This window comes from Cupriavidus sp. LA-1, assembly GCF_055385985.1.
Map to the genome: position 1 here is coordinate 322567 of NZ_AP031390.1, position 14155 is coordinate 336721.

Below are 14155 nucleotides of genomic sequence, written 5' to 3' on the forward strand. Positions count from 1 at the left end.
GGCTTGATTGAGCGCTCGCCGGCGCACTCCTGTCCACACGGTGCGCTGACACAACTAAAGTTGTATTCATCTTTGCAACTAAAGTTGTGGCTACCTGCGGGGTGGCTGCGTCGTCCGATCGGGTCCCGCCCCGACCCGGCACCGGGCCTGTCTCCATGATGGGTCGCGGCGACCAGAAAGGGAAGGGCCATCAAGAGCAGGCCGCGATCAGCGCCCGGCACCCTCCGGCAGGCCGTGCGCGCGCCGGTAGCAGCGGGCCGCTTCGGTCAGGTCCTGCGCCTCCTGCCAGAATCCGTGCCGGCGGCGGACCACGGCCACCAAGCCCTGATAGTCAGCCGCCGCCCGGGCCGCCACCGGCGCGGGCGCAAGTGCGCGCGCCGGGCGCGGAAACGGTAACGCGACCTGGTCGGTGCGCTGGCAGGTCGTCGCACAGTGGCGCAAGCCCGCCAGTGCCGCGCCCGGTGTCGCCGCCCACACCTGCAGCGGTGCGTGATCCCAGCGCGCGACAAAGCCGCCATCGGACGCGCGATAGAGCCAGCACCACGGACGCCCCGCTTGCAGGCCCAGCAAGCGGCGGCGCCGCAGATCGGCATCGGCCGGCGCGATCGCCTCGAGCACTTCCCAACCGGTTGCGTCCGACCAGGTCAGGCACGCGCCCCGGCTGGCCGCCCACATCGTGTCCCGGCGCGCCTGCGCGCGGGCGGCGCAGGCCAGTTGCCGCATCGCTTTGGTGTCGCGCGGCGCCGCCGTCCAGTCTGCCGGGACCGGGGAGGCGAAGCCAAGCCCGCTGGGCGTGACTGGCGCCAACCAGGCGCTGTCACACCACGCCGTGCCCGGCGCCGCGTCGGCCCAGGCGGCGACGCCCGACCAGACGGCAGCCGTCGCGCGCGCTTGCGCATCGCGCCAGAGCGCGCCCAGACTCACGCGCGCCGCGTGGCAGGCGAGCCAGTGTCGCGTCGCGGCATCGGCAGGGTCCGCGCCGTGCAGCTGACAATCGGCTTGCACGAGTTCAGCCAGCTGACCGGAGGTCGCTGCCGGTGGCGGGCGATCGGGCCAACGACGTTGTTCAATGCCAGGTTCGGCCGCCCGTGCCCACAGCATCTCGATGAACGCCTGCCGCGCGCGGGAATGGCCGCTGACCCACGCACTGATCGCGAACGGATCGCACGCGTCGATGAACCGGGCCACCCACCTCGCGCCGTCGGGTGCCAGGTGTCGGCGGACATGGCGGGCGAGCGCCCGATACACCGTCGTGGCTGGGATCGGCTGCCAGTACGCAGGCGTCCTGTGCCCGCGCGTGCCGGGCGGTGGCGGCGGATGATTGCGCGAGGGCGTTTGCTGCGGGCTGGGGCGATACCACACCGTGCCGATTGAGGCCGGCCCGGAACTGATCGGCCGCAAGCACGCGGGATAGGCCACGCCCAGCGCTTGCGCGGCCGTGATCACCCATGCCAGGCCCTCGGGCGCGTGCCGGCACAGGGCGTCGTCCAGCCGCGCGGAGCGGATCAGCCCCGACAAGGCCTCCAGCCAGGCAGCGACCGGATCGAGCGCACGCGCGGTGTCCAGCGCCAGCGTCGGCCGACGGCAGGTCTCGTGCGTAAAAAAGTGCAAACGACCGCAGCGGCAGCAGCCGGCCGCGGCGTAGTCGGCCAGGGAGCGCAACGTCGCGGAAAACGGCGCGCCGCAGTAACAGCGGTCAACGAGCGGCGTCCCGTGGATCGGGCAGGCATCGAGCAACGCGACCGAATACAGCGCGGCGTGGTAGCCGGCAGCGAGACAGGCGAAGCACAGGCGCGGCTGCGGCACCACCAGCGCCGCGCTCAGCCAGGAGGGCAGCGCGCCGAGGGTCGACCACCGAAATACCGCCGGCGTCTCGCCGAGCGCGCTCGCGAACGCTGCGACATCCACGCCACTGGCGCGCTCGAGCAATGCCACGGTCGTGGGGGGACGCGACCCGGGGCAGGGCAAGTCGTGCGGATGCAGGACATTGAGCGCGCAGGCGCGCAGTACCGTATGCCAGAGCGACGCATACGGCAATACGCTGCCGACGTGCCAGGTCAACCGCTTGTCAGGCATGAGGGGCGCGGCCGGCGCGACGCAGCGCGGCGGTGGCCGAGACCAGCGCCATCAGCGTGCCGTGCCCACAATTCTCGACGGCTGCCCGCCATGCCTCGGCGGAAGTCGCCATCTCGATGTCGGTGCCGCCGGCAATGCGCAGCAGGACATGGCGGCACGCTTGCGCCACGGTCTTCATCGGGAAGTCGTTCGGTCCGGCATACTGAGGCGGTAACGTCTCCTGCATGGCCTGCATCAGCGCTTCCGCCTGCTGCGCCATGCGGAAGCCCCCGGCCCAAGGCCGCGGTGCCAGGCCTGCCGTGAACGAGCAACCTGAGCCGGGCGGCCATTCGCTGCCTTCGTCGTAGCCGCGCAGCACGTAGGCGAGCTCGTCGACGCTGCGCACGCCATGAAAGGGTGCAGCCGCCAACATGAAACGCGCCGCGACATGGGCGCCGCCAGCCAGCGCCATGCCGAATGGTTCGTCGAAGAACTGCAGCGACGCGATCGAGAACACGCACAGGCGGATGCGTTGCTTTTCGAGCAGGCTATGCAACTCGACCAGCCACATCCATTCCCGCTGCGTCATGCCCTGGGCCTCGTCAATCACGACTACAAGAAAGCGACCGCCGCCCTGTGCGGCGAGTTCGATCCAGCGCTCGATCAGCATGGTCTGGCGTTCGAGCGGGGTGCGCCGCACCTGCGCCAGCCTGTGACCGCTTGCTTCGAGCAAGTGCGCGTAAAAGCGGCCGACTGCTGGCGCGCTGCCCGAGTCGGTGTGGCTCCAGATGACGAGCGGGACGTAGCCGCCATAGCGCTCAGCCAGCAGGCGCTGCAGCCAGTGGTCGACGGCATTCGATTTGCCAAAGCGCGACGGGCCGAAGATCGTCGCGCCATCGACCTGGTCGTCCAGCCAGGTGGCCACGCGCTCGACCATGTCGTGAATCGCGACCGTGTACAACGAGTAGTCGCGAGTGACCACGGGATGATCCCGTGGCACGTGGGCCGCGACGAGCGGTTTGGGGGCGGCTTCAGATGACATTACCATTGCTGGGCTTTGCGCATCGGCGGCAAGGTCGTGGGATGGCGCGTCTCGGGCGCGGCCGGTGCCTCGGCGTCGGCGGCGGGCGGCCCGGCACCGCTGGCAAGGCTCACCATCGATTGGCCGGCCAGCCGCTCCGCATGCTGCTGCAGGATGCGCCGCGCCTCAAGGTAAGCCGGGTGAACCGGCAACTTACCGCCGGGTGACGCTTCGGCATACCGAATCAACGCCTCGACCGCGTCGCCGTGGCTCGCTAGATGGAGCAGCCGGCGTTTTTCCAGCGCGCGAATCGCCTTGCGCACATAGAGCGAATGAGGCGTGCGGTGCCAGGGGGGCGCGGCGCGGACCACGCCGAGAAACAGGCCTTGCTGCGTCGAGACGGCGGCATAGCGCGCATCGTCTTCATTGTCGAGGTGCAACCAGAAGGCCTGGCCGAGCAGATCGGTGCGCAAGCACAGCCACTCGGCCGAGTAGCGGGCATTGGCAAAGTTGAAGTGTGGCCGGCGGCCGCTCTTGACACCGCCGAGCAGGGTGCAGAGCTTGCGCACGCCCACCATGCGCCGCACAGCGGCGGGGTCGGCCGTGCGCGGCGGCGACATGCCCTCGGCCATCGCCCGCTCCAGCTGCGCGAGTGGACTGCGGTAGCCCAAGCCCGAGTGCGGGGTCGCGTTGTAATTGGCGATCAGCGTGTCGAGTAGTTCCTCGGCGTATTCGAGCTGGAACTGCGTGGCGAATGCGGCGGCCTCGGGGTCGGCGCCGCGTTTGTCGGCAGGCGAACTGCCGGTGGTCGTCGCGAGCCGATGAAATCCGCCGGCCGCCAGGTGTCCGAAGAACGACTCAACGAACGGCCGGTCATCCTTGCCGCGCCGACAGCTGTAGCTGGCCGGATCCTGTGGCTTGATGATCTTCGCACCCACCACGTCGCGCAGTACGCTTTCGACGCGCGCGCAGATATTGGCGAGAGCACCGTCAACGCTGAATTCGTTCCAGCATGCACCGACGAGCTGCGGCAGGCGGTACGAGGGCAAGCCTGCACCGGGCACGTAGGCTTCGCCGCTGAACTGCAGTTCGCGCGGCGTCCACGGCAGGAGTGCGCAACGGATGGCCCGCAGCACATCCTCGGCCGCACACTCGCGCCGCAGGCTCAGGTGGTAGCCGAGCACGGCACGGGTGGCGACATCAATCAGAACCACCACCCACAGACGATGGATCACGCGCGGCTCGGTGCCGCCGTGCGGGGACGGTACCAGTACCATCATGCGGGCATCGAGCTTGTGCGCATCGCATTCGACGCGCGCGAACGGCGCCATCGGCGGTCGGCGCGTACCGTCGCCGCTGCGGGCCTTGCGCACCGCCTCTTGACCACCGGCCAGTTGGCGAGCCCGCGCGGGATCTTCAGCAAGCACGCGGTCGATATAGTGCGCGATCGTCACGTAGCCGCGCTTCTCGACGTTGAACGGCCATTCGCCTCGGCGCTCGACGCCGCGCTCGCGCAACTCGGCCAGAAACCAGCGGAACACCGCCATGCGTGGCCGGCGCGAAGCTTCGAGTTCACCACGTCTGCCGAGGATCCGCTCGCGCAGGCGGTCTTCCAGTCCTCGCCCTGCCGGTGACTCGAACAACCATTGCAGCGCACCGACTGCCCCGCCGCTCCATGCATTGAGCTTGAGTGGCGCTGTCCTTTGGTAGGTCTTCACGCGCGCATGTGGTAAGAGGCCGCGCCAGCCGTAGACACGCCCATCGGGGTGCTGCTTGAGGCAGCGCTCGTTCAGTAACCGGTAGGTCTGAGCACGGCTCATGCCGCAGGCCGCTTTGATCTCGCTATCGTTCGCGCCTTCGAGATAGAGGCGGATCGCGCGTTCGCGGCGCCGATAGAGTGCACGACGGTCGGCGGCGAGGGCGAGTTCGTCGATCGTGGGCCAGGTTCCGAGATCGACAGCGCGAGAGATCGCTGCATCGCCATTCAAGTGGCTGCCGACTCGTAGCCGCGAGCGTCGCGTCATCGAAGCCTCCGCCGAAGCGTCGACCATCACGACACAAGATTAGTTGAATTCGCGCACTGCGCTACAACTTTAGTTGACGGCGCGGGGCGCGATAGACACAACTTTGGTTGAAATGAGATTTGGCTGCCGGCGCTTGCGCGACAAGGCCTTGCGGGGAATTTCGCCGTGCACTTTGATGGTTACAACTTTACTTGTGTAGGCGCGGTGCGCTCACACACCCGAAGTTGTGTGTGCTTTCACCTAACTTCGTGGCTGGCTGTAGCTGCCTGGTCAAGCAACCTTGCCCCGACGATAGCGGAGGGGGGCGGCCCGCAGCGCCATGATGGCTGTGCGCGACGTCTCGCCGACCGCCTGAAGGCGCCCGTCGCACAGGCGCGCGACAAACGCGCCGCCCGCTTCCTGTAAATCCAGAACATCGCGCCGGGATCTTGCTGGCCGAGCAGGCGCCGCTTGCGGATATCGGCGCTTGTATCTTGCAACGAACTAATTACGCTTCTAATGAGTTCGTCGCAGGCGAAGGCTGTCAGAGGGCGATATGCGCTGCACAAAATGCGGATTCGAGAACCCCGCGGAAGGAAGATTCTGCGAGGAGTGCGGGCAAAGACTTGCGCAGGTCTGTCGGCAATGCGGCCATGAGTCCAGCCCCGCGGCGAAGTTCTGCGGTTTTTGCGGCATGCCCCTGACGGAGCTGGCTGCAACGCCAGTCGCTGCCGCCGTGCCAACGCCCGCTATCTCCGCACCGGTTCTTTACACACCGCCCCATCTCGCTGAACGTATCCTCGCCGAGCGGGCCGCGATGGAGGCTAGGGGAGAGGCTGCCGGCGAACGCAAGACTATTACGGCGCTGTTTGCGGATATGGCCGGCTCGACGGCCTTGATCCAAGATCTGGACCCCGAAGAAGCGCGCGGGCTGATCGACCCCGTGATTGCGCTGATGATGGAGGCCGTGCATCACTACGAGGGATACGTTGCCAAATCCCTGGGCGACGGCATCCTGGCGCTATTTGGCGCGCCGATTGCCAACGAGGACCACCCCCTGCGCGCGTTGTACGCGGCGCTGCGCATGCAGGAAACAATGCGCCGCCATGGTGACCGGGTCCGTCTGGAGCAAGGTGTCCCGCTGCAGATCCGGATCGGCGTCCATACCGGCGAAGTGGTCGTACGCTCGATCCGCAAGGACGACTTGCGCACGGACTACGACCCGGTGGGGCACACGATCCATATCGCCTCCCGAATGGAAGGCGTCGCGACACCGTCGTCGATCCTCGTCAGTGAATCGACCCATAAGCTGACCGAGGGGTACTTCGAATTCAAGGGTCTCGGGACCACGCACGTAAAGGGCATTCGGGAGCCGCTAGCGGTCTATGAGGTGCTCGGCCTCGGCGCATTGCGCACGCGCCTGCAAGTGGCGGCGCATCGCGGTCTGGCGCGGTTTGTAGGCCGTCAGGCCGAATTGGAGCGCTTGCATGAGGCGTGGGAGTCGGCCAAGGCGGGGCAAGGACAGATCGTCGGGGTGGTAGGCGAGGCGGGGGTTGGCAAGTCGCGTCTGTACCACGAATTCAAGGCACGCTCGCAGCGGGGTTGGATGGTGCTCGAAACCTTCTCGGTTTCGCACGGCAAGGCGTTTCCCTATCTGCCGCTGATCGACCTGCTGCGCAACTATTTCCAGATCACCGCACAGGATGACGAACGGCTGTATCGCGAGAAAGTCACCGGCAGGTTGCTGACCCTGGACCGCACCCTGGAGGACCATCTGCCCTATCTGCTTTACCTGCTCGGTATCAGCGAAGCCGGCTCGGCATTGCCGACGATGGACGCCACCATCCGGCGCCAGCGCACCTTCGAGGCCATTGCACGCCTACTGGTGCGTGAGAGCCAGAATCAGCCGTTGATGGTCTTGTTCGAGGACCTGCAATGGCTGGACAGTGAGACCGAGGCCTTTCTCAATATCCTCATCGAGCATGTGCCAGGCGCCAGGTTGCTTCTGCTCGTCAACTATCGCCCGGAATACGCGCATGACTGGGGCCGAAAGCTTTACTACACCCAATTGCATTTGCAACCTTTGGAACAAGCGGAGGCGCAGGGTCTGCTCACGGCACTGCTGGGAGACGATACCTCGCTCGTGTCCCTGAAGCTGCTTATCCTGGCGAAGACCGAGGGCAACCCGTTCTTTATGGAGGAAGTCGTCAAGACGCTGGCCGAGGAAAATGTCTTGCTTGGCCAGCCCGGCAGCTACCGGATCGAGAAGGCCCCTTTGTCACTTCATATTCCGACGACCGTGCAGGGGGTGCTCGCCGCCCGTATCGACCGGCTTCCCGTCGCGCAGAAGGACTTGCTGCAGACCCTCGCGATCATCGGCAAAGAGTTTCCCTTAAGTCTGATCCAGCATGTCACCGCGCTACCGGACGAGGGACTGCGCCCGCTCCTGGGCGACCTCCAGGCCGGCGATTTCATTTACGAGCGTCCCGCATTCCCCGAAGTGGAGTACGCGTTCAAACACGCGCTTACCCAGGAGGTGGCCGCTAACTCCCTGCTGACCGGTCAGCGCAGTGTGCTGCATGAACGCACGGCGCGGGCCATTGAGGCACTGTTTCCAAGTCGCCTGAAGGATTATTGCAGCGAGTTGGCTCACCATTACAGCAAGAGTGGCAATGTGCCGAAGGCGATCGAATACCTGCACCTGGCGGGCCAGCAGGCCTTGCAGCGTTCAGCACAGCTCGAAGCGATCCATCATCTCAGTGCAGCCCTCGAACTGCTCAAGTCCGTGGCTGACACCCCCGAACGCGCACGCGAGGAGCTCACCCTGCTGCTGACGCTCGGTCCTGCCTGGATGGCGGCTCGAGGCTTTGGTGCGCCAGAGGTGGAGGAGACCTACACGCGTGCATTAGCCTTGTGCGAACAGGGCGGGGAAACATCGCAGATCTTTTCGGCGCAGTTAGGACTGTGGTCGTTTTATCTATTGCGTGCGCAACTCAATACGGCACACGCCTTGGCACAGCGGCTCCTCGGTCTCGCGCAGGACACACAAGAACCGGAACAGCTCGCGGAGGCGCACCGCATTCTCGGCGCCACCATGTTCCGTCTGGGCGAGATCAGGATGGCCCGGACCCACACGGAGCAGGCGTTGACACTGCATCGGCCCGATCGGCAACCATACAGCAAACTTCTGCGTTACGCGCGAAATCCCGCCGTTCATATGCGGAGCACGTTGAGCTGGACCCTCTGGTTTCTGGGCTTGCCGGACCAGTCGCGCGCGCGCAGCGAGGAAGCGCTGGCGCTGGCCAGAAAGGCCTCTGATCCTTTCGGCCTTGCCTTGAGCCTGGTTTTCGCGGCCGAATTGCACCAGTACCGGCGCGAAGTGCAACTGGCGCGGGAGTATGCAGACGCCGCCATCGCGCTTTCGAGCGACCAGGGGTTTCCACTCTATCTGAGTTGGGGAACGGTCCTGCGCGGCTGGGCGCTGGCAGAGCAGGGCAATCATGAGGATGGAGTCGCGCAAATACATCAGGGCCTCAGTGCCCACGAAGCCACCGGAGCTGCATTGGGTCGGCCGACGCTTCTGGGACTGCTCGCCAACGCTTATGGCAAAGCAGGACAAGCCGAGACAGGGCTTCGTGTGCTGAGTGAGGCGTTGGCTCTGGTGAAGAACACGGGCGAGCGGTTCGCTGAGCCGATTCTGCTTCGGCTCAAGGGGGAACTGATTCTGATGTTGTCTGGCGACGAGGCCGGCTCGTCCACCAGGGCCAAAGCAGCCGAAGCCTGTTTTCAGGCGGCAATTGCAATGGCTCGTGATCAGGGAGCCAAGTCAGTCGAGTTGAAAGGCGCGCTGAGCGTGGCCCGCCTATGGCAACGCTGTGGCAAGGCGGATGCAGCGCGCTCGGTCCTCGCCGGTATTCTTGACACCTTCACCGAAGGCTTCGATACCGTTGACTGGCAAGATGCCAAAGTGCTGTTGGAAGATCTGACGTAAGCGGCCCGGCCAAGCTCCTGGAGGCGTCTGCCGACGACAAGCGGCTGGCATTTCGGATCGCTGCGGTTCCCTCAGGCGCTTGGTGAGGCGTCCGGTATCGACATCGGCCAAGACTGCCTGGAATGCCCCCCGGCTCGCCTTTGGATCCCTGTCGCAGCTATATCGAGGAACGAATCGCCCAGGGCTGTCGCTGTGCGAGTCTGATCTGGCAAGAACTCAAGCAGCAAGGCTATACGGGCAGTCGCGCCGCCGTGCAGAATTGCATGGTCCGCCTCCTCTTTCCGCAGGGCAAAGTACCGCTTCTCCAGGCCCCGTGCGCACGATGCCGTGCCCGTCGGTCCGGCGCGTGTTCGGATGGCTTGTCGGATGTCACACAAAGTGCGGGAGACCCATCATTACTACACTTCACGATAGTGGCCGCCACTAGCCGAAATAACGATCCGCAACACCCTGCGCAAAGACGCCGGGTTACAGGTTGCGGCTGCTTTCGGGCCGGCGCGTGTGCCGATTTCCGGCCGCGCGGAGCGGACCGAAAGCCTTTCGTTCAAAACTGAATCGGGGGATGCCGTTGTATTGACGGCCTACTCTCGACTTGTGGATCGTGCTTGAATCCGGCAAGGCAATCCGTCGCTGTTGGTATACGTCTACGGCACCAAAATGAAGGTAATCCTTACAGCGACGCCCCGCCACACATCACGATTTGCTGCCCTGTCACAGCGCCACCAAATTCGCCGACGAGGAACGCGGCCAGGGCCGCCACCTCCTCGGGCATGACGAAACGGCCGATTGGCGGCATCCGTGGCGGTGTCTGGGCGCGTGCGGGATCGCGCAGGAAGGGCGTGTCGGTGGCGCCTGGCGCGATCACGTTCACGGTGATGCCGCGTGGCGCCAGTTCTGCTGCCCATGAGCGCGCCATGCCGACGAGCGCCGCCTTGGTGGCGGCATACTGGCTGCGGGTCGGCGCGCCATTGGCGGTGCGGCTGCCGATCAGGATGATCCTTCCGCCATCGCGCATGCGGGGCACGAGACGGTTCGCCAGGCACTCCGCGGCGCCGACGTGCACCTGCCACATCGCCGCGCTGTCGTCGGCGGACAGTTCCCCCAACGGCGCCGTGCGCATAAAGCCTGCCGCGTGCACCAGCGCATCCACGCTGCCAAGGCCATCGCACACTGTTTCCAGCGCGGCCAGGTCGGTGACATCTACTGGCACGATGCGCAGGCGTTCGACGGATTGGGCAGGCGTGGTCCGGCACAAGCCGGTCACGTGCCAGCCGTCCTGCAGCAGGCGCATGGCAATTGCGCGGCCGATACCGGACGAGGCGCCGGTGACCACGGCATGACGGGGCGAGGCCACCGTCGGGTCTGCTGCGGTTGTTTCCATTGCAATCCTTTTTCGCGGGGTTCGGAGCGGGCTCCCGACCCGGCGCGCGCCGGTGCCGGCATCACCGCATCACGGAACCGCGACAGTCTCCACTTTGACCTCGGTACGGGCCCGGAACGGCTCCAGCTGGCCGTCGGAGGCTGCGTTGTCCGTAATCAGCGTCCAGGGGCGTTCCAGCGGCGTCCAGCACTGCTGGCCGGCGCGCCCCACCTTGTCGGCCGTGACCAGTACGAACACCTGCGCCGACTGCCGGATCACGCACTCCTTCAGGTATGCCTGTTCGGCCGAGGCTTCGCACAGGCCGTTGGTGGCCACCACGCCGTCCGCGCCGAGGAAGGCCTTGTCCACGCTGACACGGCTCATTGAGAGCTGTGCCAGCGGGCCCAGGGTGCTCATGCTCGATGGCCGCACGTCGCCGCCGATCAGCGTCACGCGCAGGTCGGTGCCGGCCAAGGCGGTCACTACCAGCAGGTTGTTGGTGATCACGTGCACCGCCTTGCCGGCCACATGCCGCGCCAGCGCCGCGGTGGTGGTGCCGCCGTCGAGGTAAACCGTGTCGCCATCGGCGACATGGACGCAGGCTGCCCTGGCGATGGCGTCCTTCTGCTCGCGGTTGCTCACGCGGCGCTCTTCCAGCGAGGCTTCGGGCTCGTGCGAGCCGACTGCCGCCGCGCCGCCGTAGGTGCGCAGGATGCGCCGGTCGGAGGCCAGGGCGCGCAGGTCGCGCCGGACCGTGGCTTCTGACATGCCAAAGTGGTCGCACAGCGTCGCAACGTCGTTCATGCCGCCCAGCACGGCCTTCAGCATCGCCTCGCGGCGGTTGGTCACTTTCATCTTTGCACCCAGGGCGCACGCCGGTGCTGGCATGCCAAGGAGCCTAAATGTAGCAAATCCGCGCCCCAGCAGGTGTGCAATGGCGCTGCATCAACCATGCACCCACGACTCGTCAACCGTCACGTACCTGATGCGCTGGCGGAAGTAGGTGAAGGCGATATGCAGCGAGCCGTCCGCGCCCTGTACCACGGAAGGGTAGGAGTACTCGCGGTTGCGCTGGTCGGCCGAGTTGTTAGTCATGCAGTAGCCGTCGCCGATTTCCAGGTTGCGCCGCCGGCGCCAGGTCTGCCCGCCATCCTCGGAAATGGCCAGCGATAGCGGCGCCCGCGGCGCGCCCCAGAAGGCGGTGCCGCGCGCCGAGGCTGCCTGGTCGCGCAGTTGACCGCTGTCCTCCGAATCCTCGATGTCGTCATACAGCGAAGCGCGGCGCCCGGTGGCGTGCGACGCGTCGCTCTCGTTGTAGACCAGCGCCAGATGCCCGTTGCGCAGCACGGTGAACTGGATCGACGAATTGTTGTTGATCAGCGGCGTCGGCTGGGGCCGCGTCCAGTTGCGGCCGTCGCTTGACCGGCTGGCATAGATGAAGTCGGCCCAGCGGCTGCGGTACAGCGCCAGCAGTGTGCCGTCGGCCAGTGTATGCACGTTCATGTGCACGCAGCCGACGCTGTCCAGCACTTCATGTTCGCGCCACGTCAGCCCTTCATCGTCGGACACCATGATGGCGCTGACGTCGTCGTTGCCCACCCAGCGCTCGCCCGGCTGTGTGCGGCAGAGGAACACGGGGCAGGCCCAGGCGCCGTCGGGCAGCACCACGATGGGCTGGCGCACGAACGTGCCGGGGCGGTCAAACAGCGTTTCGACCGGCCCCCAGCTCTGGCCGCCATCCGCCGAGATGCGCCGCCGCACGATGGCGGTGTTCTGGTGGCCCGACAACTGCGCGGTATAGATCAGCCACAGCTGGCCGGACGGCGTGGTGAACAGCACCGGGTTCTGCTCGGAGCGCGTGGGATCGTCGGACAGCTTCACTGCAGGCGACCATGCGCTGCCTCCGGCGGGCAGCCGGGACAGGTAGACCGATACGTCGGGAATGCCTTCCTGGGTGCCGCCGAACCAGACACACAGCAGGTCGCCATTGGGCAGCGCGTGCAGGTTGGCCGCGTGGTTCTGCACGCAGGGCGAAGGCAGAAAGGCTTCCTTGCGGCCGGCGTCGGCGTACGATGCGGCGACGGTCGGGTCGTACGAGCCGGGGTTGGTGCCAGGGATGGACGTCACGTTGTCTCTCCGGATGCCAGCGGCTTCAGCGCGTGGCGTTGTTGGTTGGTGCCTGGCTGGCCTGGGGCTCGGCCACGGCGCGGGATTGGGCGCTGCCGGAAAAGCACAGCTTCTCCACCACCAGCACTACGGCCGGGGTCACCAGCGCGATGTACATGTTGTCGATACCGAACGGGTTGCCCAGCAGGTACCACACCGTCGTCGCCAGTGCCGCCAGGGCCAGGCCGCTGACGGCGCCACGGCGGCTGTCGAAGAACGGCAGGTAGATGCCGATCAGGGCCACGATCGATACCGACAGGCGCAACGCACGGGTAAAGAACGACAGGGCCAGGATCTGCGGAACGAACAGCACGAAGATCAGCGGCAGGAAGCCCACGGCCAGCGAGATCCAGCGCGTGACCACCAGCTCGCGCTCGGGCGTGGGGCGGTAGCGCGGCACATAGAAGTCCTTCACGATCAGCGACGCAATGGCCAGCGCCACCGTGCAGACGCTGACGAAGATCGATGCCACCAGCGAGGTCGTCACCACGCCGGCCAGCAGCGGGTGCATGTGTTCCATGAACACCGGCAGGGCGTACAGGCTCTTGATGTTCGGGTACAGGTACTTGGCCGCCACGCCGATGAAGCCCAGCGCAATCGAAATCGGCACGCATAGCAGCGCTGCGATCAGCGAGGCCTGGCGCGCAGCCGCCGGGCTCTTCGTTGACGAGATGGCCTGGATGATGAACTGGGTGGAGAAGATGGCGCCGGCAGAGCCGATGATCCAGGCGCCGATGGTGCCGCCGCTGAGCGCGCCCTTCCAGGTGAAGTAGTGCTCAGGCATGGCTTGTGCCATCGGCACGATGCCGCCGGACAGCTTCCACGCCACGGTCACCAGGATGCCGATGCCCAGCAGCTTGACGGCACTGTGCACGATGGTCAGGTAGGCTACGCTCTTCAATCCGCCCCAGACAAAATAGATCGTGCTGACGATGGCCGTGATCACCGCAGCCGTCGGCAGGTCGATATGCATGACCGTCGAGATCGCCGCCGCACCGCTGACGTAGTTGCCCACGTTGACCAGGAGCAGCGCGTAGATCATGATGGCCGACACCACCAGCTTGGCGCTGTTGCCGTACTTCTGCGCGATAAAGCCGGAGATGGTGAACTCGCCGGACGCATAAAGCCGCCTGGCCATCAGCAGGCCGAACAGCAGGAAGCCGATCGCCGCCGAGATGACGGACCACGAGGCCGCGATGCCGACGTTGAAGGCCTCCTGCGAAGTCCCCACGGTCGACTTGGCGCCGATGTACTCGGACATCAGCAGCACCGCCACCACCACGGCCGGCATCGAGCGGCCGGCCACCATGAACTGCTCGGAGTTGCGGCTGCGCAGGCGGATGCTGGCCACGCTTGTCACCACGATGTAGACCACGACCATGCCGATGATCATGGCGGTGTCCCAGTACGAGAACGACGTCATCTTTTGTCTCCTGATTCGAACAGTAGGGCTGCGGCCGGCCGGCGTGTTCCCGCCGGTTCTGGCCTGCGCCGGAGCGCATTTCTTGCTTTCTGCCTGGCGCGAGGGGCGCGGCGATTCAGCGGTTTCTGCGATCCGG

The 14155-nt window shown here is 66.0% G+C and carries 8 protein-coding genes; 1 reads left to right on the forward strand and 7 read right to left on the reverse strand.

All coding sequences use genetic code 11. The annotated features are described in order from the left end of the window. Positions 1-207: 207 nt before the first annotated feature. Genes ACZ5MJ_RS35690 through ACZ5MJ_RS35700 form a run of 3 tightly spaced genes read right to left on the reverse strand, consistent with a single transcriptional unit; the run spans position 208 to position 5100 of the window. Positions 208-2076, reverse strand: a complete 1869-nt coding sequence (locus tag ACZ5MJ_RS35690; protein ID WP_464227090.1) for a hypothetical protein — start codon at positions 2074-2076, stop codon at positions 208-210. After that, positions 2069-3037: an ATP-binding protein gene (locus ACZ5MJ_RS35695; RefSeq protein ID WP_464227091.1), complete on the reverse strand. Its 969-nt coding sequence runs from the start codon at positions 3035-3037 to the stop codon at positions 2069-2071. The genes ACZ5MJ_RS35690 and ACZ5MJ_RS35695 overlap by 8 nt, the downstream gene beginning before the upstream one ends. A 59-nt stretch (positions 3038-3096) precedes the next feature. After that, positions 3097-5100 (reverse strand): hypothetical protein, encoded by a 2004-nt coding sequence (locus tag ACZ5MJ_RS35700; RefSeq protein WP_464227092.1) that lies wholly within the window; start codon positions 5098-5100, stop codon positions 3097-3099. 535 nt (positions 5101-5635) lie between these two features. On the opposite strand from ACZ5MJ_RS35700, the gene ACZ5MJ_RS35705 reads away from it, so the two are divergent. After that, positions 5636-9070 (forward strand): AAA family ATPase, encoded by a 3435-nt coding sequence (locus ACZ5MJ_RS35705; protein ID WP_464227093.1) that lies wholly within the window; start codon positions 5636-5638, stop codon positions 9068-9070. Between the two features lie 670 nt (positions 9071-9740). On the opposite strand, the gene ACZ5MJ_RS35710 is transcribed toward ACZ5MJ_RS35705, so the two are convergent. The 4 genes from ACZ5MJ_RS35710 to ACZ5MJ_RS35725 form a co-directional block, all read right to left on the reverse strand. Further along, positions 9741-10451: an SDR family NAD(P)-dependent oxidoreductase gene (locus ACZ5MJ_RS35710; RefSeq protein WP_464227094.1), complete on the reverse strand. Its 711-nt coding sequence runs from the start codon at positions 10449-10451 to the stop codon at positions 9741-9743. Positions 10452-10520: 69 nt separating this feature from the next. After that, entirely contained in the window at positions 10521-11285 is a 765-nt protein-coding gene (locus tag ACZ5MJ_RS35715; protein WP_464227095.1) for a DeoR/GlpR family DNA-binding transcription regulator, read from the reverse strand. 90 nt (positions 11286-11375) lie between these two features. After that, on the reverse strand, positions 11376-12548 hold the full coding sequence (locus ACZ5MJ_RS35720; protein ID WP_464227533.1) for a sialidase family protein: 1173 nt from the start codon (positions 12546-12548) through the stop codon (positions 11376-11378). Positions 12549-12582: 34 nt separating this feature from the next. Then, a complete protein-coding gene (locus ACZ5MJ_RS35725; protein WP_464227097.1) occupies positions 12583-14019 on the reverse strand; it encodes a sodium:solute symporter family protein in 1437 nt (478 codons plus the stop codon). Positions 14020-14155: the final 136 nt, after the last annotated feature.